At 70.1% G+C, this 25,194-nt stretch carries 22 protein-coding genes and 1 pseudogene; 13 read left to right on the forward strand and 10 right to left on the reverse strand.

Annotated elements, in window-relative coordinates:
• The 4 genes and pseudogenes from OKW78_RS14850 to lpdA all read left to right on the forward strand — a co-directional run.
• Window positions 1-145, forward strand: a pseudogene (locus tag OKW78_RS14850) (pyruvate dehydrogenase (acetyl-transferring) E1 component subunit alpha); the annotation flags it as partial.
• The gene (locus tag OKW78_RS14855) at window positions 146-1,138 is read left to right on the forward strand and encodes an alpha-ketoacid dehydrogenase subunit beta (RefSeq protein ID WP_281195845.1); all 993 of its coding nucleotides are present in this window, start codon (window positions 146-148) and stop codon (window positions 1,136-1,138) included.
• Window positions 1,135-2,862: a 2-oxo acid dehydrogenase subunit E2 gene (locus OKW78_RS14860; RefSeq protein ID WP_281195846.1), complete on the forward strand. Its 1,728-nt coding sequence runs from the start codon at window positions 1,135-1,137 to the stop codon at window positions 2,860-2,862. Before OKW78_RS14855 ends, OKW78_RS14860 begins: the two co-directional genes overlap by 4 nt.
• Complete coding sequence (gene lpdA / locus OKW78_RS14865; RefSeq protein WP_281195847.1) at window positions 2,862-4,289, forward strand: dihydrolipoyl dehydrogenase; 1,428 nt, start codon at window positions 2,862-2,864, stop codon at window positions 4,287-4,289. The genes OKW78_RS14860 and lpdA overlap by 1 nt, the downstream gene beginning before the upstream one ends.
• A 21-nt stretch (window positions 4,290-4,310) precedes the next feature.
• Here lpdA and thrC read toward each other — a convergent pair whose 3' ends face one another.
• Window positions 4,311-5,504 carry a threonine synthase gene (gene thrC / locus OKW78_RS14870; RefSeq protein WP_281195848.1) on the reverse strand — a complete coding sequence of 398 codons (1,194 nt, stop codon included), beginning with the start codon at window positions 5,502-5,504 and terminating at the stop codon, window positions 4,311-4,313.
• Between the two features lie 223 nt (window positions 5,505-5,727).
• Between thrC and OKW78_RS14875 the strand changes: the two genes are divergently transcribed.
• The 4 genes from OKW78_RS14875 to OKW78_RS14890 all read left to right on the forward strand — a co-directional run bounded on the left by OKW78_RS14875 (window position 5,728) and on the right by OKW78_RS14890 (window position 10,672).
• Window positions 5,728-6,054 carry a DUF5783 family protein gene (locus OKW78_RS14875; RefSeq protein WP_281195849.1) on the forward strand — a complete coding sequence of 109 codons (327 nt, stop codon included), beginning with the start codon at window positions 5,728-5,730 and terminating at the stop codon, window positions 6,052-6,054.
• Between the two features lie 54 nt (window positions 6,055-6,108).
• Window positions 6,109-6,483: a NifU family protein gene (locus OKW78_RS14880; RefSeq protein WP_281195850.1), complete on the forward strand. Its 375-nt coding sequence runs from the start codon at window positions 6,109-6,111 to the stop codon at window positions 6,481-6,483.
• Window positions 6,484-6,681: 198 nt separating this feature from the next.
• The gene (locus tag OKW78_RS14885; protein ID WP_281195851.1) at window positions 6,682-7,101 is read left to right on the forward strand and encodes a PPC domain-containing DNA-binding protein; all 420 of its coding nucleotides are present in this window, start codon (window positions 6,682-6,684) and stop codon (window positions 7,099-7,101) included.
• Window positions 7,102-7,111: 10 nt separating this feature from the next.
• The gene (locus tag OKW78_RS14890) at window positions 7,112-10,672 is read left to right on the forward strand and encodes a DNA polymerase II large subunit (protein WP_281195852.1); all 3,561 of its coding nucleotides are present in this window, start codon (window positions 7,112-7,114) and stop codon (window positions 10,670-10,672) included.
• 49 nt (window positions 10,673-10,721) lie between these two features.
• On the opposite strand, the gene OKW78_RS14895 is transcribed toward OKW78_RS14890, so the two are convergent.
• Together OKW78_RS14895 and OKW78_RS14900 are read right to left on the reverse strand one after the other, a co-directional pair.
• On the reverse strand, window positions 10,722-11,891 hold the full coding sequence (locus OKW78_RS14895) for a DR2241 family protein (RefSeq protein WP_281195865.1): 1,170 nt from the start codon (window positions 11,889-11,891) through the stop codon (window positions 10,722-10,724).
• Window positions 11,892-11,974: 83 nt separating this feature from the next.
• Entirely contained in the window at window positions 11,975-12,844 is an 870-nt protein-coding gene (locus OKW78_RS14900; RefSeq protein WP_281195853.1) for a CbiX/SirB N-terminal domain-containing protein, read from the reverse strand.
• Between the two features lie 184 nt (window positions 12,845-13,028).
• On the opposite strand from OKW78_RS14900, the gene OKW78_RS14905 reads away from it, so the two are divergent.
• Window positions 13,029-13,562, forward strand: coding sequence for a hypothetical protein (locus OKW78_RS14905; RefSeq protein WP_281195854.1), 534 nt, complete (start codon window positions 13,029-13,031; stop codon window positions 13,560-13,562).
• A gap of 135 nt (window positions 13,563-13,697) precedes the next feature.
• Here the strand turns inward: OKW78_RS14905 and OKW78_RS14910 are convergent, their stop codons facing one another.
• Window positions 13,698-13,850 (reverse strand): hypothetical protein, encoded by a 153-nt coding sequence (locus OKW78_RS14910; RefSeq protein WP_281195855.1) that lies wholly within the window; start codon window positions 13,848-13,850, stop codon window positions 13,698-13,700.
• A 68-nt stretch (window positions 13,851-13,918) separates the two neighbouring features.
• Here OKW78_RS14910 and ilvA point away from each other — a divergent pair, with 68 nt between their 5' ends.
• Complete coding sequence (gene ilvA, locus OKW78_RS14915) at window positions 13,919-15,172, forward strand: threonine ammonia-lyase (protein ID WP_281195856.1); 1,254 nt, start codon at window positions 13,919-13,921, stop codon at window positions 15,170-15,172.
• Between the two features lie 27 nt (window positions 15,173-15,199).
• Here the strand turns inward: ilvA and OKW78_RS14920 are convergent, their stop codons facing one another.
• Window positions 15,200-16,114 carry an alpha/beta fold hydrolase gene (locus OKW78_RS14920; RefSeq protein ID WP_281195857.1) on the reverse strand — a complete coding sequence of 305 codons (915 nt, stop codon included), beginning with the start codon at window positions 16,112-16,114 and terminating at the stop codon, window positions 15,200-15,202.
• 148 nt (window positions 16,115-16,262) lie between these two features.
• On the opposite strand from OKW78_RS14920, the gene cysS reads away from it, so the two are divergent.
• Window positions 16,263-17,738, forward strand: a complete 1,476-nt coding sequence (gene cysS, locus OKW78_RS14925) for a cysteine--tRNA ligase (protein ID WP_281195858.1) — start codon at window positions 16,263-16,265, stop codon at window positions 17,736-17,738.
• A gap of 30 nt (window positions 17,739-17,768) precedes the next feature.
• Here cysS and pheA read toward each other — a convergent pair whose 3' ends face one another.
• The 4 genes from pheA to OKW78_RS14945 all read right to left on the reverse strand — a co-directional run bounded on the left by pheA (window position 17,769) and on the right by OKW78_RS14945 (window position 22,043).
• Entirely contained in the window at window positions 17,769-18,575 is an 807-nt protein-coding gene (gene pheA / locus OKW78_RS14930; RefSeq protein WP_122105434.1) for a prephenate dehydratase, read from the reverse strand.
• Between the two features lie 82 nt (window positions 18,576-18,657).
• Complete coding sequence (locus OKW78_RS14935; protein ID WP_281195859.1) at window positions 18,658-19,932, reverse strand: PQQ-binding-like beta-propeller repeat protein; 1,275 nt, start codon at window positions 19,930-19,932, stop codon at window positions 18,658-18,660.
• Window positions 19,929-20,951 (reverse strand): M48 family metalloprotease, encoded by a 1,023-nt coding sequence (locus OKW78_RS14940; protein WP_281195860.1) that lies wholly within the window; start codon window positions 20,949-20,951, stop codon window positions 19,929-19,931. Before OKW78_RS14940 ends, OKW78_RS14935 begins: the two co-directional genes overlap by 4 nt.
• Window positions 20,952-21,044: 93 nt before the next feature.
• Window positions 21,045-22,043 (reverse strand): radical SAM protein, encoded by a 999-nt coding sequence (locus OKW78_RS14945; protein WP_281195861.1) that lies wholly within the window; start codon window positions 22,041-22,043, stop codon window positions 21,045-21,047.
• A gap of 144 nt (window positions 22,044-22,187) precedes the next feature.
• Here OKW78_RS14945 and OKW78_RS14950 point away from each other — a divergent pair, with 144 nt between their 5' ends.
• The gene (locus OKW78_RS14950) at window positions 22,188-22,904 is read left to right on the forward strand and encodes a DUF6517 family protein (protein ID WP_281195862.1); all 717 of its coding nucleotides are present in this window, start codon (window positions 22,188-22,190) and stop codon (window positions 22,902-22,904) included.
• Between the two features lie 102 nt (window positions 22,905-23,006).
• Here OKW78_RS14950 and OKW78_RS14955 read toward each other — a convergent pair whose 3' ends face one another.
• Window positions 23,007-23,510 carry a cupin domain-containing protein gene (locus tag OKW78_RS14955; RefSeq protein WP_281195863.1) on the reverse strand — a complete coding sequence of 168 codons (504 nt, stop codon included), beginning with the start codon at window positions 23,508-23,510 and terminating at the stop codon, window positions 23,007-23,009.
• A gap of 366 nt (window positions 23,511-23,876) precedes the next feature.
• On the opposite strand from OKW78_RS14955, the gene OKW78_RS14960 reads away from it, so the two are divergent.
• Window positions 23,877-24,986 carry a DUF373 family protein gene (locus tag OKW78_RS14960; protein ID WP_281195864.1) on the forward strand — a complete coding sequence of 370 codons (1,110 nt, stop codon included), beginning with the start codon at window positions 23,877-23,879 and terminating at the stop codon, window positions 24,984-24,986.
• Window positions 24,987-25,194: the final 208 nt, after the last annotated feature.

Below are 25,194 nucleotides of genomic sequence, written 5' to 3' on the forward strand. Positions count from 1 at the left end.
GGCGGCGGAGTCGGTGCCCAGACCGGATCCACGGACGCTGTTCGAGCACGCCTACGCCGAGCTCCCGCCGGAGCTCGAAGCGCAGTACGCGGAGGTCGAGGCGCTCCGTGAGAAGGCCGGCGACGCGGCGTTTCTGGGTGAATAAATGAGCGACACGCAAAACCTCACGCTGGTACAGGCGGTCCGGGACGGGCTTCACACCGAGCTTCGCGAGGACGAGGACGTCGTCGTGATGGGACAGGACGTCGGCAGGAACGGTGGCGTCTTCCGGGCGACCGAGGGCCTGTTCGACGAGTTCGGCGGCGACCGCGTCGTCGACACGCCGCTCGCGGAGTCCGCCATCGTCGGCTGTGCGGTCGGGATGGCCGCGATGGGAATGCGGCCGGTTCCGGAGATCCAGTTCTCCGGGTTCATGTACCCCGGCTACGACCAGATCGTCTCGCACATGGCCCGGTTCCGGGCGCGGTCGCGGGGGCGGTTCACGCTCCCGATGACCCTGCGTGCCCCCTACGGCGGGGGGATCCGTGCGCCCGAACACCACTCGGAGTCGAAGGAGGCGTTCTACGCGCACGAGGCCGGGTTGAAGGTAGTGATCCCGTCGACGCCGCGGGACACGAAGGGGTTGCTCGCGGCGTCGATCCGCGATCCGGACCCGGTGATCTTCCTCGAACCGAAGCTGATCTACCGCGCGTTCCGCGAGGAGGTCCCCGAGGAGCCGTACACCGTCCCGATCGGCGAGGCGGCGACCAGACGCGAGGGCGACGACGTCGCCGTGTTCACCTACGGCGCGATGACTCGACCCACCCTCGAGGCGGCCGAGACGCTCGCCGAGGAGGGGATCGAGTGCGAGGTGCTCGACCTCCGGACGATCTCGCCGCTCGACCGGGAGGCGATCGTCGACGCCTTCGAGCACACCGGTCGCGCGGCGGTCGTCCACGAGGCACCCAAGACGGGCGGGCTCGCCGGCGAGATCACAGCGATCCTCCAGGAGGAGGCGCTCCTCTACCAGGAGGCCCCGATCGAACGGGTCACGGGGTTCGACGTGCCGTACCCGCTGTACGCGCTCGAGGACTACTACCTCCCGAGCGCGACGCGCATCGAGGAGGGGATCAGGGCGGCCGCGGAGTACGAGCCATGACCGTCGAGGAGTTTCGGCTCCCGGACGTCGGCGAGGGGGTCGCCGAGGGCGAACTGGTCGCGTGGCTCGTCGAGCCCGGCGACCGCGTCGAGGAGGACCAGCCCGTCGCCGAGGTGGAGACCGACAAGGCGCTCGTCGAGGTGCCCTCCAGCTACGACGGCGTCGTCGAGGAGCTGTTCGTCGCGGAGGGCGAGGTCGTCCCCGTCGGCGACGTCATCATCTCCTTCCGCGTCGACGGGGATGAGAAGTCGATCGACGCCGACGAGGCTGACGGACCCGACGGGGAACCGGTCGTGAAAGACGCCGATGAAGTCGACTCCGGGGCGGCCGACTCGACGACGAAACGCGCCTTCGCCCCGCCGTCGGTCCGCCGGCTCGCGCGCGAACTCGGCGTCGACCTCGGGGCCGTCGCCGGCAGCGGTCCGGGCGGTCGGGTGTCGGAGCGCGACGTGCGCGAGCACGCGGAGACGACGGGGTCCGGGAACGGCGCGGTCGACGCCGACGACGGGAACTCGTCCGGTCCGAGACCGGTCGACGTCGGGTCCGACGAGCGACGATCGGCCGTCAAAAAGCGCGATTCGGGCGCGGGATCCGACGGCCGGGCGTCGACGTCCGGTCCCGAACCCGCCGACCGCGATCGGACGCTCGCGACGCCGGCGACTCGGAAGTTCGCCCGTGAACTCGGCGTCGACGTCGACGAGGTTCCCACCGACGAGACGCGCGAGGGCGAGGCGTTCGTCCACGAGGACCACGTACGGGCCTACGTGGAAGCCAGTACCGGCGTCAAGGCCGGCACCGACGCCGCGACCGGTACCGAGAGCGGCGTGGGCGGGAGCGACGTCGGCGTCGAGACCGATCCGACGCCCGCCGATCCGGCGACCGACGCGCCGACGTCGACCGCGGACACGGTGTCGGCCGACGCCGACGTCGCGGACGGCTCGGAGGCGGGGAGCGTCGACGGCGACGCCGCAGGGGACGCCGACGGGACGGCCGCGGAGACGATCCCGTACCGCGGCGTCCGTCGGACGATCGGGGAGCGCATGGAGCGATCGAAGTTCACGGCCCCGCACGTCACCCACCACGACACCGCCGAGGTCGACGACCTCGTCGCCGCCCGCGAACGATTGAAGCCGAAGGCGACCGAGGCGGGTGTCACGCTCACCTACCTGCCGTTCGTGATGAAGGCCGTCCTCGCCGGGCTGCGGGAGTACCCGATCCTCAACAGCGAGCTCCGCGAGGAGGAGGAGGAGATCGTCCTGAAGGAGGAGTACCACTTCGGCGTCGCGGTCGCGACCGACGCGGGGCTGATGGTTCCCGTGATCGAGAACGTCGACGAGAAGGGACTCTTCGAGCTGGCAGCCGAGGTGAGCGATCTCGCGGAACGGGCGCGTGACCGGTCGATCACGCCGGCGGAGCTGCGCGGCGGCACGTTCACGCTCACCAACTTCGGCGCGATCGGCGGCGAGTACGCGACGCCGATCATCAACTACCCTGAGACCGCCGTTCTGGGACTCGGCGCCATCGAAAAACGCCCCGTCGTGCGCGAGCGGTCCGGCGAGGACGGGTTCCTCGGCGACGACGCGAGCCACGAGGTCGTCCCCGCGTCGACGCTGCCGCTGTCGCTGTCGATCGACCACCGGGTCGTCGACGGGGCGGTCGCCGCCCGGTTCGCGAACGTCGTGATGGACCATCTTGAAGACCCGCTGTTACTGTTGAACGAGTGATGGTGGTCGGAGACATCTCGACTGGAACGGAGGTACTGGTGATCGGCGCGGGGCCGGGCGGCTACGTCGCCGCGATCCGCGCCGCACAGAAGGGGTTGGACACGACGCTGGTCGAGAAGGACGCCTACGGCGGGGCGTGTCTCAACCGCGGCTGTATCCCCTCGAAGGCGCTCATCACGGCGAGCGGGCTCGCCCACGAGGCGGGCACCGCCGAGGACATGGGGATCCACGCCGACCCCGCCGTCGACCTCTCGCGCATGATGGAGTGGAAACGGGGCGTCGTCGACCGGCTCACGGGCGGCGTCGAGAAGCTGTGTAAGGCCAACGGCGTGAACCTGATCGAGGGGACCGCACGCTTCGTCGACGACCACACGGTCCGCGTCGCCCACGGCGGCGACGGCCAGGGCTCCGAGTCGATCGAGTTCGAACACGCGATCGTCGCCACCGGGTCCCGTCCGGTCGAGATCCCCGGGTTCGACTTCGCCGAGGACCACGTCTGGAGCTCCGAGGCCGCGCTCGCGGCCGAGAGCGTTCCGGACCGCCTCGTCGTCGTCGGCGGCGGCTACATCGGGATGGAGTTGGCCACCGTCTACGCGAAGCTCGACGCCGAGGTCACGGTCGTCGAGATGCTCGAGGATATCCTCGATCCCTACGAGGACGACGTGAAACGCGTCGTCCGGGACCGCGCGGAGGAGCTGGGGATCGAGTTCCGCTTCGGCGAGGGCGCCGCCGGCTGGTCGGAGGCCGGCGACGGCGGCCACCTCGTGCACACGGAGACGGAGGCGGGCGAGGAGTCGAGCTACCCGGCCGATAGGGTCCTCGTCGCGGTCGGCCGCGAGCCCGTCACCGGCGGGCTCGACCTCGAGAACGCGGGCGTCGAGACGACGGAACGTGGATTCATCGAGACCGACGACCGAACCCGGAGCGCGGTCGATCACGTCCACGCCGTCGGCGACGTCTCCGGCGAGCCGATGCTCGCACACGCGGCCTCGAAGGAGGGGATCGTCGCCGCCGAGACGATCGCCGGCGAGCCGGCCGCCCTCGACCAGCAGGCGATCCCCGCCGCCGTCTTCACCGATCCCGAGATCGGGACGGTCGGGATGACGGAGGCCGACGCCGCAGAGGCCGGCTTCGACGTCGCGGTCGGCGAGATGCCGTTTCGCGCCTCCGGTCGTGCCATGACCACCGGCCACACGGACGGCTTCGTTCGGATCGTCGCCGACGCGGACGAGGGGTTCGTGCTCGGCGCACAGGTCGTCGGCCCGGAGGCCTCGGAGCTGATCGCGGAGGTCGGGCTCGCGATCGAACTCGGCGCGACCCTCGAGGACGTCGCCGCGACGGTCCACACCCATCCCACGCTCTCGGAGGCGGTCATGGAGGCCGCCGAGAACGCGCAGGGACAGGCGATCCACACGCTGAACCGCTGACGGAACCCGGAGGTCGCCGGTCTATTCGCGGTCGATCGCGGCCGCGAGTTCCTCCTCCAGTCGATCCAGCGTGACGTCGACGGGATCGTTCCCGTCGCGTATCCCGGTCGACTCCTTGAACCCGGTCCCCGTCGCGATCGCGACGACGCGTTCGTCCGCGTCGATCTCGCCCGCCTCGGTGAGGTCCCGGATCGCGGCCAGCGTCGTCGCACACGCCGGCTCGACGCAGAGTCCGGCGCGGGTCGCGAACCGCTCGGTCGCCTCCAGGATCGCGTCCTCCGAAACCGACCGCACCCCGCCGCCCGTCCGCCGGGCCGCCGCGAGCGCCCGGTTCCCGCTCGGCGGCGAGCCGTTCGAGATGGAGAACGCGACGGTCTCGGCGGGGTCGACGTCGGCGACCGTCTCCTCGCCGCGACGGAACGCCCGCGCGATCGGAGCGACCGCCTCGGCCTGCGCGAGGTATATCCGTGGCGTCCGCGCGATCGCACCGGCGTCGACGAGCTCCCCGAGCGCCTTCCACACGGCGCTCGCGTGGCCGCCGCTGCTCACTGGGAGGACGATCGCGTCCGGGGTCTCGGGCGCGAACGCCTCGCAGATCTCGAACGCGACGGTCTTCTGTCCGGCCACGCGAGTCGGCGCATCGGAGTTGACGAACGTCACCGCCGGTTCCGTCTCGACGTCTAGCGTGTCGTAGTAGAGCCGTCCGTAGTTCCCTTCGACCCGCAACACTTCGGGATCGTACTGCGCGATGAGCCCGAGCCGGTCCGCAGGGATCCGTGAGGGAACGAGGACGACACAACCCAGGTCGCGATCGGCCGCGTGAGCTGCCATGCTCATCGCCATGTTCCCGTGCGAGACGGTTCCGACCCACTCGTGTCCCGCCCGTGCGGCCCACGCCACGCCGACCGCGCTCCCGCGATCCTTGAAGCTTCCAGTCGGGTTTTGCCCCTCGTCCTTCACGAACAGCCGACATCCGGCGTACTCGTCGAGTCGATCCGCCCGGACGAGCGGCGTTCCGCCGGACGCGTCGCTCAGGCCGGCAACGGGGTCGACCGGGAGCACGTCCGCGTATCGTCGAACACCGGTCCGGTCGCCTTCGGTCGGCCACTCGAACCCGTCCACGTCGACGTCGAACCACGTCGGCTCCCCGCATCGACATCGGACTCGATCGGGCGGATACGTCCGTCCGCAGTCGTAACAGACCGTCTCCGTCATACGTCGGCGTCGCTACACGGGACCATAAACGCTGTCGTGAATCGCCCGCCGCATCGTATTTTATATCGTGATATATGATTTACCGCCCGGATGTGACGAACGTCTTCGTTACGGTAAGATCGTCTCGGAAGCGGTTTCGCGGCCGTTCGAGGTCGGTACGTCGGTTTTGACACGCGTCTCGTGGATCGACCGGCTTTTTCCCCGGCGGACCTTGGCTCCCGACATGGCCGACGAGTTCGATCCCGAGAAGTTCGAGGACAAGTACGCCCACTACTTCCCCGAGCTCCAACGGGCGTACAAGAACGCGTTCAACCAGATGAACGAGCGCTACGATTCCGAGCTGATCCACGGGATCGACCAGATGGTGCTCAACGAATCGGAGCCGATGTACGAGGACGGGGAGTTCCGCGTCGAACTGCCGGAAAACCCCCGAGAGCGGCTTCAGGGCGTTCTCGTCGACGACGAGAAGTTCGAGGCGACCCTCGAGGAGTACGTCGACCGGATCGAGACGGAACTGTACCGGACGCTCGGCGTCGACGCGCCCGAATGACAGGAGATCCGCCCGAACCAAAGGCATAAGCCGACCGACCGCCAACTCGAGGACATGAGCACGGATACGAGCGACGCGGAGAACGACCTTCGCGAGCGGATCACGAACTTCCTGCGGCGCAACTTCCCGCAGATCCAGATGCACGGCGGCAGCGCCGCGATCAGCCACCTCGACCGCGAGACCGGCGAGGTCCAGATCCAACTCGGCGGCGCGTGTTCCGGCTGCGGCATCTCGCCGATGACGATCCAGGCGATCAAGTCCCGTATGGTCAAGGAGATCCCCGAGATCGAGACGGTCCACGCCGACACCGGAATGGGCGCGGGTGCCGACGGCGACCTCGGCGGGACCGGCGGCAGCGGCATGTCCCCCTCCTTCCCCGGTGAGACGACCGACGGCGACGACGACGAAGGGCCGCAGGCCCCCTTCTGACGCCGTCTCCCCGTTCGATCCTCTCTTCTCGCGTTTTCCCGCTCGATAGCCGATAGCGACCGCGTTTTCCGGGATCGATCGTTCGACGATGAGGACGTCCGCCACGCGCTGATAAATATCATACCGCGATATGAAAAACCGATCCCGGTCGGTTCGACGACTGAAGGGTTTTTGCCCCCCGGGCCGTCATCGCTTCCTATGCAGTACCGCGAAGTCGAGCCGACGGCGGAGTACGTCGCACGGTTCGAGACGGGGGCCGACTGGCGCGAGGAGATCGAGGACCTCGCCCGCGAGGAGGACGTCGACGCCGGGTGGTTCTCGGCGCTCGGTGCCGTCCAGGACGCGGAGGTCTGGTTCTACGACCAGGAGGAGACGGAGTATCGGTCGGTGACGTTCGACGAACCGCTGGAGGTCGCCGCCTGCGTCGGCAACGTCTCGCTACTCGAGGACGACGTCTTCGCGCATACGCACGCGGTGGTGTCGCGACCGAGCGGACAGGCGCTCGCGGGGCACCTCGACTCGGCGACCGTCTGGGCGGGCGAGTGTCACCTTCGGGCGTTCGCGGAGCCGCTCGAACGCACACACGACCCGGTCACCGACCTCGACCTATGGCTCTGACCCGGCGGCGATGAGACCGGACGACGAGCGCTACTTCGCGCGGCTCGAGGATCGGCTCGACGAGGCGTTCGAGGTCGCGGAGACCGCGAAGGAACAGGGCAAGGACCCCGAGCCGGAGATCGAGATCCCGGTCGCCCGCGACATGGCCGACCGCGTCGAGAACATCCTCGGGATCGACGGCGTCGCCGAACGCGTCCGCGAGCTGGAGGGCGAGATGTCCCGCGAGGAGGCAGCCCTCGAACTCGTCACCGACTTCGTCGAGGGAACCGTCGGCGAGTACGACTCCCGTGCCGGCAAGATCGAGGGGGCGGTTCGGACCGCCGTGGCGCTCCTCACCGAGGGCGTCGTCGCCGCGCCGATCGAGGGGATCGACCGCGTCGAACTGCTGGAGAACGACGACGGCACCGAGTTCATCAACGTCTACTACGCGGGCCCGATCCGGTCGGCCGGCGGAACCGCACAGGCGCTGTCGGTGCTGGTCGCCGACTACGCGCGGGCCCTTTTGGGGATCGACGAGTATCACGCGCGAACCGAGGAGGTCGAGCGGTACGCCGAGGAGATCGCGCTGTACGACCGCGAGACCGGACTCCAGTACACGCCGAAGGACGAGGAGTCGAAATTCATCGCGGAGAACATCCCCATCATGCTCGACGGGGAGGCGACCGGCGACGAGGAGGTCTCGGGGTTCCGGGACCTCGAACGGGTCGACACCAACTCCGCGCGCGGCGGGATGTGTCTCGTCGCCGCGGAGGGGATCGCCCTGAAGGCCCCGAAGATCCAGCGGTACACCCGCGACCTCGACGAGGTCGACTGGCCGTGGCTACAGGACCTCATCGACGGGACGATCGGGAAGGACGATGCCGACGGTGACGATGACGACGCGAGCGACGGAAAAAACGACGGAGGGACCGACGGCAACGACGGAGCGGTCGGCGGCGAAGCGAGCGGAGACGAGGGCGGCGACAGCGCCGACGACACCGGTCCCGCCGGACCGCCCCGTCCGAAACCGTCCCAGAAGTTCCTTCGGGACCTGATCGCCGGGCGCCCGGTGTTCACGCACCCCTCCGAGGACGGGGGGTTCCGGCTCCGCTACGGCCGCGCGCGGAACCACGGGTTCGCGACCGCGGGCGTCCACCCGGCGACGATGCACCTCGTGGACGACTTCCTCGCGACCGGGACGCAGATCAAGACCGAGCGTCCGGGCAAGGCCGCGGGGGTCGTCCCCGTCGACTCCATCGAGGGGCCGACGGTGAGGCTCGCGAACGGCGAGGTCCGGCGGATCGACGACCCCGAGGAGGCGCTCGCGGTCCGCAACGGCGTGGAGGAGATCCTCGATCTGGGCGAGTACCTCGTCAACTACGGGGAGTTCGTCGAGAACAACCATCCGCTCGTGCCGGCGTCGTACGTCTACGAGTGGTGGGTCCAGGAGTTCGAGGCGGCGGGCGCGGACGTGCAGGCGCTCGACGACGACCCCAACGTCGACCTCGAACACCCGAGCGTCGACGAGGCGCTCGGGTGGGCGGAGGCGTACGACTGCCCGCTCCACCCCGAGTACACCTACCTCTGGCACGACGTGAGCGTCGAGGCGTTCGAGGCGCTCGCGGACGCGGTCGACGACGGCGAGGTCGTCGAGGGCGTGCTGGCGATCGAGCACACCGACTCGGTCGCGCGCACGCTCGAGACGCTGCTCGTCGAGCACGCCGCCACGCCCGACGCGCTCCGGATCCCGACGTGGCGACCGCTGGCGCGTTCGCTGGGGATCGACGACGGCCTGCGGAAGGAGTGGGAGGATCTCCCGGCGGCCGCTCGCGAGTGGGACGGCGGCGACAACGCGGTGAGAGCCGTGGAAGCGGTCGCACCCTTCGAGGTCCGCGAGCGCGCGCCGGTCCGGATCGGCAACCGGATGGGTCGCCCGGAGAAGTCGGAGAGTCGCGACCTCTCGCCGGCGGTCCACACGCTCTTCCCCATCAACGAGGCCGGCGGCCCGCAACGCGACGTGGCGAAGGCCGCGGGGACGATGGACGACCGCGGGCGGCGCGGCCACCACGAACTCGAGGTCGCCGATCGGGCGTGTCCCGACTGCGGCACCCACACCTATCGATCGGCGTGTCCCGACTGCGGCACCCACACCGAGCCCCACTACGAGTGCGGCGACTGTGGAACCGTCTGTGAGCCCGACGAGGCGGGCCGCGTCGAGTGTCCGCGCTGTGAGTGGGAGGTGACCGCGGCCACCTACCGGGAGGTCGACCTCAACGACGCCTACCGCTCGGCGCTTTCGGTCGTCGGCGAACGGGAGTCGGCCTTCGAGATCCTCAAGGGCGTCCAGGGGCTCACCTCGACGAACAAGACGCCCGAGGCCATCGAGAAGGGTGTCCTCCGCGCGAAGAACGGCGTCACCTCGTTCAAGGACGGCACGGTCCGGTACGACATGACCGACCTCCCGGTCACGTCGGTCCGCCCGGAGGAACTCGACGTCACCGCGGACCACTTCCGGGAGCTGGGGTACGAGACCGACATCGACGGCGACCCGCTCCGCCACGACGACCAGCTGGTCGAGTTGAAGGTACAGGACGTGGTGCTCTCGGATGGAGCGGCCGAACACATGCTGCGGACCGCCGACTTCGTCGACGACCTCCTCGAGCAGTTCTACGACCTGCCTCGCTTCTACGAGGTGAACGAGCGCGACGACCTCGTCGGCGAGCTCGTCTTCGGGATGGCCCCGCACACGAGCGCGGCGACCGTCGGGAGGGTGATAGGGTTCACGTCGGCCGCGGTGGGTTATGCTCACCCGTACTTTCACGCCGCGAAGCGGCGGAACTGTGACGGCGACGAGGATTGCGTCATGCTCCTCATGGACGGGCTGCTCAACTTCTCCAAGACGTTCTTGCCCGACCAGCGAGGTGGAAAAATGGACGCGCCGCTCGTGATGTCCTCGCGGATCGACCCGTCGGAGATCGACGACGAGGCGCACAACATGGACATCGTGCGGCGGTATCCGCTGGAGTTCTACGAAGCGACCCGCGAGATGGCCGATCCCGAGGCAGTCGAGGATCGGATCAAGCTCGGCGAGGACACGCTCGGCACCGACGACGAGTACCGCGGGTTCGACCACACCCACGACACGACGGACATCGCGATGGGGCCGGACCTCTCGGCGTACAAGACGCTCGGCGACATGATGGAGAAGATGGACGCCCAGCTGGAACTCGCCCGGAAGCTCCGCGCGGTCGACGAGACGGACGTCGCGGAGCGCGTCATCGAGTACCACTTCCTGCCCGACATCATCGGGAACCTGCGTGCCTTCTCGCGCCAGGAGACGCGCTGTCTCGACTGCGGCGAGAAGTACCGCCGGATGCCGCTGTCGGGCGACTGTCGGGAGTGCGGCGGCCGGGTGAACCTCACCGTCCACCAGGGCTCCGTGAGCAAGTACGTCGACACCGCCATCGAGGTCGCCGAGCGGTTCGGCTGCCGACCCTACACCAAACAGCGGCTGTACGTGCTCGAGGACGCCCTGGAGTCGATCTTCGAGGACGACACCAACAAACAGTCGGGCATCGCGGACTTCATGTGAGATCGCCGCGGCGACCCCGTGGGCGTTCGTCGATCCCCGGAACCCGCCACTACTCGCCGTCGTCCGGGTCGGTTGGGTCGTCCGGGTCGGTCGGATCGGTCGGCACGCCGCCGAGGTTCCCCTCCTCGTCGAACAGCTTGGCGCGGAGGAACCGGGCGCGGTAGCGGTTCGCGCCCTCCTTCGTGTCCGCCTCGCGGATCTCGTCGATCCGGCCGTCGGCGACCGCGTCGACGATCGCCTCGAGCTGTTCCTTCTCGCTCGGCGTCAGCTCGAACTCGTACGTGCGGGGCTGCTCGCTCTCCAGTCGGGTCCACTTTCGCGCGGCGCTGACGACGACGGAACAGGGCTCCCGGCAGGGGAAGACGCCGTCGCCGCCGTCGACGTCGAGATCGGTCCCGTCGTCGTACTCCCACTCCCGGCGTTTCAGACACTGCGAGTCGTCACAGCACGCCTCCGCCACCCAGTTCACGTGCTCGTGGCCCTCGCCGCGGTCCCACGTCCGGATCACGCCGTAGATCCCCGACTGTCGCGCCATCGTCTCGCGCCAGTGGTTCACGTCGAGTTCGCCCTCCCGCTCGCGGTGCCAGTTGGCGACCGTCGCCGGATAGACGGTCTCGACGAGTTCGTAGGCGTCCCGCGGACTCAACTCGGGAAACACCCATCCACGCCGCAGCGTCGGCGCGGTCTTCAGCGGCCGGTACCGCCCCTTCTCGTCGAGTTTGACGATCTCGCGCGCGTCGAGCGGGTCGTCGTGGGCGGCCAACTCCTCGCGGGTGACGCCCGCGTCATCGACGTGGCGCACCTCGTATCGTCGCTCGCCGCGGTCGGTGACGGTCGCGATGACGCGCAACTGGCCCCAGGCGCGCTCGATGCCCTCGGCGAGCGCGGCGTACCGGGTCGCCACCGTCGCGCCGTCGGCGTCCTCGATCCACCGCAGGAACGCTCGTCGGGGACCGAACTCCCCGACGACGCGCTCGAAGGCGTACCAGTCGGTGACCTGGGGGGCGCGTTCCTCGAGCGCCGCGTGGAGGTCGCGCTCGCTCAGGCCCGTCCGGGGGTCGTCGCCGCCGGGCTCGAGGACGTAGGCGGCGGCGTCCTCGATGTCCTCGGCGTCGGGATCACGCCCGACCGCGAACCCCTCGAACCGGAGTCGGTCGTTAGGATCGAGGTCGCCGAGCGCGTCGAGCACCGCGTCGAACGCGTCGCTCGGGAGGTCGATATCGGGGACTGCGGGCTCGTCGTCGACCGTCTCGGCAGTTTGGCGGTCCGCGTCGGCGGCGGCGGGGGCCGGGTCGCTCACGGTCAGTCCCCCGTGGCGACGCGGGTCGTCTCGCGCACGTCGTCGAGGGCGGTACCGAGGGCCGCGCCCGCGTCGGCCGCGCGCTCTAAGATCACGTCGGCCATGAGCGGCTCGGTCCCGACCGCGCCCGCGTACCAGATCCGGGTGCCCGCGACCGTCTCCGGCACGTCGTACCCCTCCGTGTGGTCCTCACAGAGTCCGACGTCCTCGGGGATGTCCTCCTGCGTGTGGTAGCCGTCGGCGATGAAGAGCGGGACGAGGACCACGTCGTCGCTCTCGAAGTGCTCGGGTAGGTCGTCGACCTCCGGGTCCTCGTCCATGTAGAGCGCCTTCACCTCCTCGAAGCGGTCGCGCTCGCGGATCCGGTCGGCGTGGTACTCGATCGCCTTCGCCGAGTTCTCGTTGCGCTCGGTGCCGTGGCCGACGACGGCGAGCCCGAACCCCTCGCCCACGTCGGGGTCGCCGGTGACCGACTCCGCGCGCCGTTCGATCACGTCGGTCATCGCGCGGTGGGTTCCCACGGGGCCGCAGTAGTGGACCTCCCGATCGACGTCCTCGGCGACGAGGGTGGCCTGGTCCGCGGAGAGGCCGTCGGAGCCCCACTCGGAGACGTCCCACCCCTCGAGCCGGAGCTCGCGCGGGATCACCTGTTCGGTGAAGTAGCCCTCGGAGACGAACAGCGGGACGACGTAGACCTCGTCGCCCTCGACGGTGCGGAGCACCTCGCGGAAGTGGGGTTCCTCCTTCCAGAAGCCGGTCCTCACCTCGTCGAACGCGCCGGACGCGCGGATCGTGTCGGCGTGTGCGTACGTCGGCGCGCTCGATTCCGGGTTGAGATGGGAGCCGTGCGCGACGATGACGAGCGACTGCATACCCGACCTCGGGGCGCGCCGTTCTTAGGGACTTCGGAGACCGTGGGGAGACGGGAACGCGTCGAGGCGTCGACGAGGACAGGCGAGCGATCGCGTCCCGCGAAACCGCAACCGGCGAGTGGGTACGACCGACACCGCCAACACAACCGAAACCGCCATGCCGACCGCACACACAGGGGCGGGCATGTCGCTGGCAGCCGACACCCGCGAGGCGGTCCGGGAGCGACCCTTCCTCCTCGACGCGCTCCGCGCCGGGGTCCTGAACTACAGCGCGGCCGCCGCGTGGCTCGCCGCCGAGAGCGGTCTCGACGGCGACACCGACGCGGTTGCGACCGCGCTCCGGCGGTTCCGGGAGGACCTCCCCCCCTACGCGACCGACGAGCGGGCCGCGAGCGTCACGATGCGGAGCGGCGTGGGGGTGGTGAACGATGACGAGTCGGCGACGGGCAGCGATCCCGACGACGACCCGCTCCTTCGGGTCGCCGGCGCGGCGGTCGTTCCGAGTGGTTCACACACGGCGCTGCTCGCGACCGGCGAGGTCGACGCCGCGGCGCTTTCGGCCGCGCTCTCCCGGCTCGACGCGGCGGACGTCGCGGTCGCGGCCGCGGGCGTCGCCGGCGACGCGCTCGTCGCGGTCGTGGACCGGCGCGACGGCGCGACGGCGCTTCGGGTCGTCGAGGGCGCGCTGGAGGCGATCCCGAGCGCCGATGACGAGTGATCCGGGTCCGGTCGAGACGGTGGAATGAGCCGTGGCTGTCGAGAACACCTCCAAAGCCCCGGTCTCGAGAGCTCGATTCGCTCGCGACTGTTCCAGCCCCGTCCCGAATCTCACGGCCTCGAACCGCCCCGCACCTCACGCCTCCCCAGACTCGGTCTCGGCGACCCGCCGGGATCGCTGGCGGGTCGCCTCGCCCTCCACCGGAAATCGAAGATTTCCGAGCAGCCGGCGCTCCGCGCCGGCGACCTCGCGCGGGCTCCTCGCGGCCTGCCGGCCGCTCGGAGGCACGCGCCACCACGAGGGAACCCGGTTCCGCAACCGGGTCCTTTTCGTTCCGGGGCGTAGATTCGCTCGTCATGTCCCGAGTCACGGTCGACGACGTCGAGGCCGCGGCGGCGCGGTTCGCCGATGCCGACATCGTCCAACGAACCCCCGTCCAGCGGAGCCGGTCGCTCTCCGAGCGGTGCGGCGCGGAGGTGCGGCTGAAGATGGAACACCTCCAGCGTACCGGGTCGTTCAAGCCTCGCGGCGCGTACAACGCGATCTCGCGGCTCGTCGAGGCGGAGCCATCGGTCGACCGGGTCGTCGCCGCGAGCGCGGGCAACCACGCCCAGGGGGTCGCCCTCGCGGCGACTGCGGCGGGCCTCGATTCCACGATCGTGATGCCGGAGTCGGCCCCGGGCGCGAAGATCGAGGCCACCCGGTCGTACGGCGCGGACGTGGTCCTGGAGGGAGCAGTCTTCGCCGAGGCGATGGACCACGCGCGGACGCTCGTCGACGACCCGGCGACGCGGTTCGTCCACGCCTTCGACGACCCGGACGTCGTCGCCGGGCAGGGCACCATCGGGATGGAGGTGCTCGAACAGGCTTCCGACGTCGACACCGTGCTCGTCCCCGTCGGCGGCGGCGGGCTGGCGGGCGGAGTCGCGACCGCGGTGAAGGCCCGCGCGCCCGACGTACGGGTGATCGGCGTCCAGACCGAGGGCGCCTCAACGCTCTCGGAGAGCCTCGCGGCCGGCGAGTTGGTCACGCGCGAGGAGCCGGACACGATCGCGGACGGGATCGCCACCGGCGGGATGAGCGACCTCACCTTCGGCCTCCTCGAGGAACACCTCGACGGCGTGGTCGTCGTCAGCGACGACGACGTGGCCGCCGCGATCCTCCTCCTCTTGGAGCGCGCCAAACAGATGGTCGAGGGCGCGGGCGCGACCGCCGCGGCCGCCCTCCTCGACGACCGGATCGTCGACGAGCTCGAGCTGGCCGGCGAGACGGTCGTGCCGCTGCTCTGTGGCGGGAACATCGACATCACGTCGCTTCAGGAGGTGTTGACCCACGCGCTGGTCGAGCGCCACCAGCTCGTCGAGCTCACCGTCCGCATCGACGACACGCCCGGAAAGATGGGCGAGATCGCGACGCTGATCGGCGGGGAACGCGCGAACATCCGCACCGTCCGCCACGAGCGGAGTCGCCCGGACCTCCCGGTCGGCGACGCCGACCTCGTCTTCGAGGTGGAGACGAACGGCCCCGCCCACATGGAGCGCGTCGTCGAGGCGGTCCGCGAGGCGGGGTACGCGGTGGCCTCGCGGACCGACATCGGGTCCGATCGGTGACCTCGTGATCCCGTAACCCGGTACCGCCTACTCGGTCGCGAGCCACCGGAGCACGTCGGAACCGTGGTCGAGCAGCGTCCCGAGATGGTCGGCGTCGGCGGTCGTCAGCGTTCCCCCGCAGTCGTCCACGAACTCCCTGACGGGTGCCGCCGGGGCGTTGTCGTCGCGGATGCCGTGCCACGCGCGAACCGGAAGGTCGAGACGGTCGGGGTCGACCGACTCGGTCGCGAACGACCGGCTCTCGTGTTCGACCGCGCTCGCGCCGCCGATGGCGCCACGTGCTCCGCCATCGTTCGTCCCGCCGGCGAGCGCCTCGTGGAAGTCCGCGGCCACCGCCCGCGCGACCGCCGGCGACACGGACCGATCGGTGTACTGGCTCACGACACTCTCCGGCCCCGACACCGACGCGAACGCGCGGAAGAGGGGGAAGAGGAGGCGGAGCGCGTAGGGGATCCGCGCGAGCCGGGCGAGTCCGTCGTCCGCGGGCGGGACGACGGCGCTCGAGAGCGCCAACCGGGTCGCCCGATCGCTCTCGGCGGCCGCGATCGCGAACGGGCCGCCGCCCGAGAACCCGCACAGCCCGGCTCGATCGATCGACTCCGCATCGAGCACCCTCGTCAGGTCCGCGGGCCAGTCACCCCACGTCCAACCGTCCGGCGGCGGCGACGAGCACCCGTATCCCGGTCGGTCCGGGGTGATCAGTCGGACGTCCGCCTCGACGGCGTCATCGGCGAGCAGCGCCGCGAACAGCCGGGATCCGGGGGTTCCGTGGTGGACGACGACGGGGGAGCCGTCCTCGGGACCGCAGACTGAATAGGCGAGCTCTCGGCCGTCGGGGAGGTCGACCGTGGCGGTCCGGAGAGCGTCGATCTCCTCCGTTTCGGTCGACGGCGGCGTTTCCTCCCCGGCCGGCACCTCGGCGTGGCTCGTGACGCGAGTCATGTGTGTACCGGTCTTCCGACCCCGCCGGCATAACCCGTCGGAAGGCTCAGGAGCCGGTTGTAGTCTCCGGTCGGGTCGGTCCCCTCCTTCCTCTCCCCGTCCCGACGATCCGACGATTTCAAAGCCTCCCCGCGGGTATCGGCGCGTAATGAGTCTCGTCGTTACCGACACCCTGGAAGACGAGCGCGTCGAGTTCACGGCCGACGGCGACGTCACGCTGTACGTCTGTGGGCTGACGGTGTCGGACGACCCCCACCTCGGACACGCCCGGCTGTGGTTCCACGCCGACGTGCTCCACCGGTGGCTCGAGTACCTCGGCTACGACGTGCGCCACGTCGAGAACGTCACCGACGTCAACGAGAAGATCACGGCTCGCGTGGGCGAGCGAGACGGGTGGGACGAGGAGCGCGACGTGGCCGAGGCGTTCACGGCGAGCACCTTCGAGTCGATGCGCGGGCTGAACCTGCTCCGCGCGGAGGTGTATCCCCGCGTCACCGAGCACGTCCCGGAGATCGTCGACCTCGTCGAGACGCTGGTCGAGAGGGGCTACGCCTACGAGGCGAACGGCTCCGTCTACTTCGACGTCACGACCTTCGACGACTACGGCGCGCTCTCGAACCAGGACCTCTCGGAGCTGGAGGCGCAGGGCGAGCCCGACGAGCGGAGCGAGAAGCGCAACCCCGCCGACTTCGCGCTCTGGAAGGCCGACGGCGTGAGCGAGGCGGCCGCCCGCGAGCACGCCAAACACGACCACGGCGACGCCACGCCGTCGGGCGAGACGTGGAAGTCGCCGTGGGGCGAGGGGCGGCCCGGCTGGCACGTGGAGTGCTCCGCGATGTCGACGACGCATCTCGGCGACACCCTCGACGTCCACATGGGCGGGCGTGACCTCGTCTTCCCGCATCACGAGAACGAGATCGCACAGTCGACGGCGGCGACCGGCGAGGAGTTCGCCCGCCACTGGCTCCACGTCGGCCTGCTGGAGATGGAGGGGGAGAAGATGTCCTCCTCGATCGGCAACTTCTGGACCGTCCCCGACGCCCTCGACGAGCTCGGCGTCAACGTCGTCCGGACGTTCTACGCCGGGGCCGCCTACCGCTCCGAGCAGGCGCTCACCGAGGAGACGATCGCGGAGGCCGAGGAACGCTGGGACCGGCTCGCGCGCGCTCACGAACGCGCGGTCGACGCGCTCGACTCGGTCGACGCCCGCGCGAAGACGGTCGACGAGGACCTGCGCCAGGCGGTCGCGTCGACCCGTGAGGAGTTCGAGACGGCGATGAACGACGACCTCAACCTCCGGGAGGCGACCGCGGCCCTCCTGGAGCTCACCGACGCCGTGAACCGCCACGTCGACGCGGAGCCGCCGTACGACTACCGCGGACTCCGGGAGGCCGTCGAGGCGTTCGAGGAACTCGGCGGCGACGTGTTGGGCCTCCAGTTCGAGTCGACGACCGACGGCGACGTCGACCTCGCCGGCGACGTGGTGGAACTCGTCCTGGACGTCCGCGAGGCCGAACGCGAGGCCGGCAACTACGAGCGTGCGGACGAACTGCGGGACGCGCTCGGCGAGGTCGGCGTCGATATCGAGGACGGGCCGGACGGGACGAGCTATCGGTTGAAGTAGAACGAAACACAGGAGAGCTGCCGGAAGGACCTACTCCAGCACGTGCTGGGTGTCGTACGACCCCAACACCCGCACCCAACCGTTGTCGGCGATGGCCTCGACGTCCTCGACCGCCTTCGCCATGTGGTCCTCGTAGAGGCCGGCCTCGACGTCGAAGTGGAAGAGGTAGTCGCCGAGCCGCTCGCCGCTCGGGCGCGACTCGATCCGCGAGAGGTTGAGGTTGCGGTCGGCGAACGCCTCCAGCAGTTCGAGGAGGAGTCCGGGGTAGTTGGCGTTCGGGTAGACGATGAGGGTCGTCTTCCCGCCGGCGTCCGTGCGGGCGCTCGTGGGACCGACGACGAGGAACCGGGTCGCGTTCGAGGTCCGGTCCTGGATGTCCGCGGCGAGTATCTCGAGGTCGTCGCCGGCGTTGTCCGGGTGACCGATCCCGGCGATACGGGCGTCCTCCCGGGCGCGCTCGACCCCGCGGGCGGTCGAGGCGACCGCCTCCAGCCCGGCCGACGGGTGGTTCGCCTCGAGCCAGTTGCGACACTGCGCGAGCGCCTGCGAGTGGCTGGCGACCAGTTCGAACTCCGACGACTGCGCGAGCAGCGCGTGCCGGATGGGGGTGACGACCTCGCGGGTGACCGCGACCTCGTGGTCGGCGAGCGCGTCGAGGCTCTCGGAGACCGACCCCTCGATGCTGTTCTCGATGGGGACGACCCCGCGTTCGAACTCGCCGCTCGCGACGGCGTCGACGATGGCGGTGACCGACTCGCGGAACGACACCTCGGCGGCGACGGCCCGCGCCGCACGGTGTGAGTACGTGCCGGCGGGACCGAGCGTGACGGCGTTCATCGCGTCGGGGTAGACGCCCGGACGCGAAAAGCGTGGTGGGACGACGATCGGCGTGGGGCGGCAACGATCCCTCGATCGGTCCCTACAGCAGGCCGGGGTCCTCGTCGTGCCGCTGGAGCCACACGAACTCGCCGGAGTCGAACGCGAACCCCACCGCCTCGTCGTCGATCCAACCGTCGACGACCGCTCCACCGGAGAGCTCCAGCTCCCGCGTCCAGACCCGGCCGTCGGCGTCGACCGCGACCGCCTCGCCGTCCCGGTCGACGTAGTACACTCGACTCCCGTCGACCACGAGGGATCGGTACCGGTCCCGAGGGGGGATCTCCGAAATACGCCACAGCGGCTCGCCGGAGCTCCGGTCGAGAACACGGACCTGCCCCCGATTCGCGACGGCGACGCGGTCACCCGTCACCCGCGGCGGGAAGCCCCCGCCGCCGACCTCGGTCCGCCACGCCTCCTCGCCGTTCGGACGGGAGAGCGCGACGACCGCGTCGCCGTCGCGGCACAGGACCAGGTCGCCGTCGACCGTCAGGGTCGGGCGAGTTTCGGCCCCGTACCGCCACCGGACGGATCCGTCAGGCGCGAGCGCGACGACCCCGTCGCCCGCGGCGGCGACGACCCCGTCGGGACCGTCCGAACCGCCGCCCCACAGAGCCTCGACGGGCTCCGACGGACCGACCGACTCCGACGGGTCGACGGTCCACGCCACGCCCCCTTCCCGGATCGCGACCACTTCGGCGTCGACCGCGACGTACGCGCCGCGAGCGTCGGCCGCGATCGGCTTTCCGGTCTCCGGTCCGTCGGGTTCCGGATCGCCCTCGTCGGATCCGTCCCCGTCCACCGGCTCCGCGGTCACGTCGGCGAGCGACGCCCGCCACTCGGGCGCGTCGGGCTGCGGAGACGGACCGCTCTCCATGCCGTCCATCCGTCCCGAGTCGTCCGTTCCGTCGGCGTCGTCGGTCTCGCCCCCGTCGCCCGTCCCTCCCGTGTCCTCCGTGCCGTCACCCGGAGCGACCGCTGCGACGCCGCCGAGTTCACGGAGGTACACCCGTTCCGCCGACGGACCGGGAGCCATCCCGACGCTCCGCTCCCCGTGTCGGAACGACCATCGCACCTCGGCGTCGCGGTCGACCACGTCGACGGCGGTCCGCTCGCCCTCGAACGGCGAGTCTCCGGACTCGGCGAACACCAACCGATCATCGGTCGTCGCGTGGGCGCTCCACCCGGCCATGAAGACGCTCGTCCCGCCCGCGAAGGCGGTCCGTCGAACGTCGCCGCCGCCGTAGGCGTACCCGCAGCCGGCGAGCGCCGCGGTCGACCCCGTCGCGAGCGCGGCGATCAGCCGTCGGCGGTTCATTCGAGCTCCCCGGCCATTGCGCGGAGCCGGTCGATCCGGGCGGTCGTCGGGGGGTGCGTCGCGGGGAAGACGTCCGTCGACACCAGCTCCGCGTCGGTGAACGCCCGTCCCTCGAGGGGCGCGACGTACAGCGCCTCCGCGCCGCCGTCGAGCGACCGGAGGTCGCGGTCGGGGACCGACTCCATTCCCTCGTCGAGCGTTCGAAGCGCGCTCGCGAGCGCGGTCGGATCCCCCGTGATCGCCGCCGCGCCACGGTCGGCGGCGTACTCGCGGTACCGCGAGAGCACGCGATGGACGAGCACGCTGGCCGCCCAGAACGTCGCCGAGACCGCCAGCGTGACGAGGGCAGTGACGACCAACACGAGGAGCGCCTTCGCCGCGCCGTCGCCACGGTTCCGCGAGCCGCTACCCCGTCCGAACGCGCGGACCATCCCGTAGAGGACGTACGCGGTCGCGACCGCGAGGTAGTAGGTGACCGTCGGCAACAGCCACGCCACGGTCATCACGGTGGCGTCGTCGTTGGCGACGTGTGAGACCTCGTGGGCGAGGACTCCCTCGAGCTCCCGCTCGTCGAGCGTCTCGAGCAGGCCGGTGGTGACGACGACCGCCGCGCCGCGGGAGCCCTGGACCGCCATCGCGTTCGGCGCGTCGTTGTGGGCGACCGCGACGTCCGGCGGGTCGACGTCCGCGGCCTGCGCCAGCCGGGTGACGCGCGCGTGGAGGTCGGGGTACTCGTCGGCGGCGACGCGACGGGCCCCGACGCTGCCGAGCACGACGTCGGGGCCCTTCCACGCCTGGAGCGCCAGCCCGCCGGCGACGACGACGACCGCGAACAGCGGGTCGACGTACACCCGACCGTGGTAGGGACCGCTTCCCTGCGACTCCAGGAGCGGGATCAGGATCGCGTTCGTCACGAACACGAACGTGTAGATGAACGCGAACGGGAGGACGGCGACCAGCGCGGTCGCGACCAGCACGCGACGCCGGAGGCTGGGGTCATCGGGGAGGGCGGAGGGCATCGCTCACGCGTTGTGAACGCGACGATAAAAATCCCGCGCGAGGCGGGTGGCGGTTGCATCGGCGGGATGAACGGGCGGCCGGCCGACGACGCCCTACGCGACCGGAGTCCGCTCGACGACGGTCCCGTTCACGGTCGGGTACTGCTCGACGATCTCGCCCTCCGTGAGGTCGCCGTCCTCGATCATCTCCTCGAGGAGCCACCAGGCGACCTCGACGTGGTTCGTCTTGACGGTGTAGAACTCATCGGGGACGCCGAGCGCCTCGAACCGCTCGGGGTCGGCGAACGCCTTACCGTAGACGAGCGTGCCGTCGTCCGTGACCTCGTCGAACTCGCGGCGGACGTTCCGGGCCATCCGCTTGAGGCGGTTACGGTGCTGGGCGGCGTCTTTAAACACCGACGTACAGAAGTACACCTTCTCGTGGGAGGCCATCTCCTCGACGATCGAGGCGTCCTTCGAGCCCTCGACGGCGGACATGTGGCCCTCCTGGAGCTCGAAGCCCTCCTCCTGCATCCGCCGGTAGTTGCCGTCGCTCATCTCGAACTCGTTGACGTTACAGAACTCCGCCGCGCCCTCGTCGAGGAACTCCAGGAACTCCGGCTCCGCGCGGATGCCGGGGATCTCGAAGGCGGGCGTGAGCCCCTCCTCGCGGGCGATATACAGGATCTCCTCCCACTCGGTGCCGTGCATGTCGCCCCACAGCTCCAGGGGCGGATGGAACCGGATCTCGTCGAGGCCGGCCTCGCTGAGCCGACGCATGTTCTCTCGGCCGCCGGGGATCCCCGTGTAGAGGTGGGTGTGGTGGTCCTCGCCGAACTCGTCTTTGAGCAGTTCGAGGTACCGAGTCGTCTTCGCCATCGCCTCCTGTGGCTCCCCGCCCGTGATCGAGGTGCCGAGCGCGCTCATGCGTTTGGCCTCCTCGATCACGTCCTCGTCGGACTCCACCTTCCGCTCGTTGGCGTACACGTCGGTGACGTTCTTCCGGTTCTCCCCGAGGGGGCAGTAGAAACAGTCCCGCTGGTCGCAGTAGCCGTAGACGAAGAGCACCATCTTCCCGCCCTTGGCGCACTGTTCACAGCCCTTGGAGATCATCTACGGTCCCGTACCGCCCGCGGCCTCAAAAAGCGTCCGGAGTCCGCACGCCCGGGAGAGCCGTTCTCACGGGGGGTCGGGGTCGCGAAGGCCGACACGGTCGCAGACACAAAGTATGTACCCCCGCCCCGGCGAACGGGAGGCATGGATCGACCGTCGAACGACGAGGAGACGCGAGGCGATGCCCGGCGGAACACGGATGCTTCGATCACTCGACGACGAGCGCTCGCCGCCGGAGGAGCGCTCGGGGTCGCCGGGGTCGCGGGCTGTACCGCGCTCGACGTCGCGACCGGGGACCCGGCCGAGTTCGAGGCCGGCACCGCGACGGTGGCCGACGCGACGCTCTCGGAGAGCGGGTACGAGCTCAACGAGGTCTCCGACCGCGAGGTCTCCCGGGAGGTCGAGGTGGCCGGGACGACCCGGGAGGTCCGGGTGGTCAACCGCGTCGCGGAGTACGACAAGGCCGTCGAGGTGCTCGGCGAGCGCTACCAGGCGGCGGTGTTCGCGGCGCTCACGACGCCGCGGATCGAGGTGCTCGGGCGGGCGGTCAACCCCGTCGGGGACCTCGACGACGAGGAGCGCGCCGAACTGATCGCGGACCGGTACGAGAACGTCGACTCCCTCGAGCGGGGCTCCGAGTACACCACGACCGTTCTCGACGCGGACGCCGACGTGGTCGTGTACACCGCCGACGGCGAGATAGCGGGAACGGGCGTGAGTACCGAACTCGAGTTCCACGTCGGCGAGGCGGTCGAGGCCGGCGACGACTACGTCGTCCCGATGGCCGCCTTCCCGGCGTCGTTCGGGGACGGCGAGAACGTCCGCCGAATGCTGAACGGCATCGAACACGACCCGGCGTAGCGGCCCGCGGTCCCCGGTCGGCCGTCGCCGGAACGTGAACCGTCGCGGTCCGTCGCGGCCCACCCCGGCCCGCCCCGCCCCGGCCCGATCCACCCCGGCCGATCAGGGAACCTCGCCGTCCATCGACCCGCGATGCCAGCGGCCCGTCTCGGTGTCGCACTCGACGCACCGTGCGACGACGACCTCCTCCCCTTCGGGGTCCTCGATCCGCTCCAGCTCGCCCTCGGTCTCGGCGTCGCAGTCGGGACAGTATCGGAGTTTCGGCTGGGTCCCGTACTCCAGCGGCGCGCCGATCGCGAACGCCCGGACCCGTTCGTCGCCGTAGTTCCAGCCCCGCTGGAACTCCTCACGGCCGAACCGGACGACCTCGCCCGCGCCGACCTCGACGGGACCCGCCTCGGTTTCGAACGTCGCCGTTCCCGAGAGGATGCAGAAGACCTCCTCCTGGACCTCGTGGCTGTGGTACGCGAACGCGAAGCTGTCGCCGGGTTCGAGCTCGTAGTAGTTGATCGCCACGTCGGTGAGCCCGAGCGGTTCGGTGAGCTTGCGCATCACCGCGGCGGGCTGTACGTCGTTTTCCACGTCGTCGATGCGAACCCGATCCATGACGGTCCTTGGAAGCGACCCACCAAAACCGTGTGGAGCGTGCGCCGGATCCACGAGACACGAAGGGGAAGTCGACGAGCCGGTCGTCGGCCGACGACGACCGGATAAGGGGGAAACGTGTGCCTCCGTCCGCGATCGGATACACGGCCGGAATCGGGTTAAACGCCTCGCAGTCGTGCGGTCACGGCGCATACGAGCCATCGGAGCGGCGGCGCTAGCAACGAGGAGCCGTCGGTGATCGGACCGCTTCGTCGGTCGTTTGCGGGCAGGGATCGCCTCGAAGGCGCCGCCCGTGCGTCGATCCACGTCCGAACGTCCGCCGGACGAGCCGAAAGCATATGCCGGCCCCTCGCATACCATCGCTGAATGCTGCTCGTCCTCTGTGTCGACCTCGACGACGACCTCGGCCGCAAGACCGGGATCCCGACGCCCGTGATCGGCGACGACGACGTCACCGAGGCCGCGGTCGCGCTCGCGACGGCCGACCCGGAGGACTCGGACGTGAACGTGCTGTTCCAGGGCGTGACCGTCCACGACGAGCTGGCCGCCGAGGGCGAGACCGTCGAGGTCGCGGCCGTCACGGGCGTCGACGGCCCCGACGTCAAGGCCAACCGCGCGGTCGGCGCGGAGGTCGACCGCGTGCTCGCGGAGCTGTCGACCGGCGAGGACGTCTCGGCGATCGTGATCACCGACGGCGCACAGGACGAGTCCGTGCTCCCCGTGATCCGCTCGCGGATGCGGATCGACGGGGTCCGCCGCGTCGTCGTCCGGCAGGCACAGGACCTCGAGTCGCTGTACTACACGATGAAACAGGTGCTCGCGGACCCCGAGACCCGCGGGACCATCCTCGTGCCGCTCGGAATCCTCCTCCTCATCTACCCGCTCGTCGTGGTCGCGAACCTCTTCGACGTGGAGGGGGCGGCCGTGCTCGGACTCATCTCCGGCGGCGTCGGCCTCTACTCGCTGTTCCGCGGGCTTGGGTTGGAGGACACCGTCGACGGCGCGGCCGACGCGGCCCGAAACGTGCTCTACGCCGGGCGGGTGACGCTCATCACGTACGTCGTCGCGATCGCGTTGGTCCTCGTCGGCGGCGTTCAGGGAACCGAGACGGTCGAGGCGGTCCGCGGCGTCGTCGACGGGAGCCTCCCGGTGACCGCGACCGTCACCGCGTTCGTTCACGGGTTCGTCCAGTGGCTCGCCGTGGCGGGCGTGACCTCCAGTCTCGGGCAGATCACCGACGAGTACCTCGCCGGCCGCTTCCGGTGGCGGTACCTCAACGCGCCGTTCTACGTCGTCGCCATCGCGGTCGTGTTGTACGCGGTGTCGGGGTTCTTCCTCCCGCCCGCTCCGGGCGTCACCTCGCTGGAGCTCGCGGACCTGGCGATGGCGCTCGCGGTCGGGACGCTTCTCGGCGTGTTGAGCACGCTCACGTTCGCGATCGCCGAGTCGCAGCTTCCGACCGGGGAGCCGGCCTGAAGGCCGTAATCGTGGCGGAAGGACCCGTTGAAATCCCGTTATTCGGGCGTATCGTCGCCCGAATCGATCGGTCGATGTAGACTGCATATCCACCTTTTTTTCGTCCGCAGAAATCGGAGATTTCTGATGGGCTGCACGAGAGCGGAGCTCTCGTGAACGTCGGGTTCGCTCGCTCACTGCGTTCGCTTCGGGAACCGCTCCTCGAAAA

Source organism: Halorubrum sp. F4, from assembly GCF_027257195.1.
Classification (GTDB): Archaea; Halobacteriota; Halobacteria; order Halobacteriales; family Haloferacaceae; genus Halorubrum.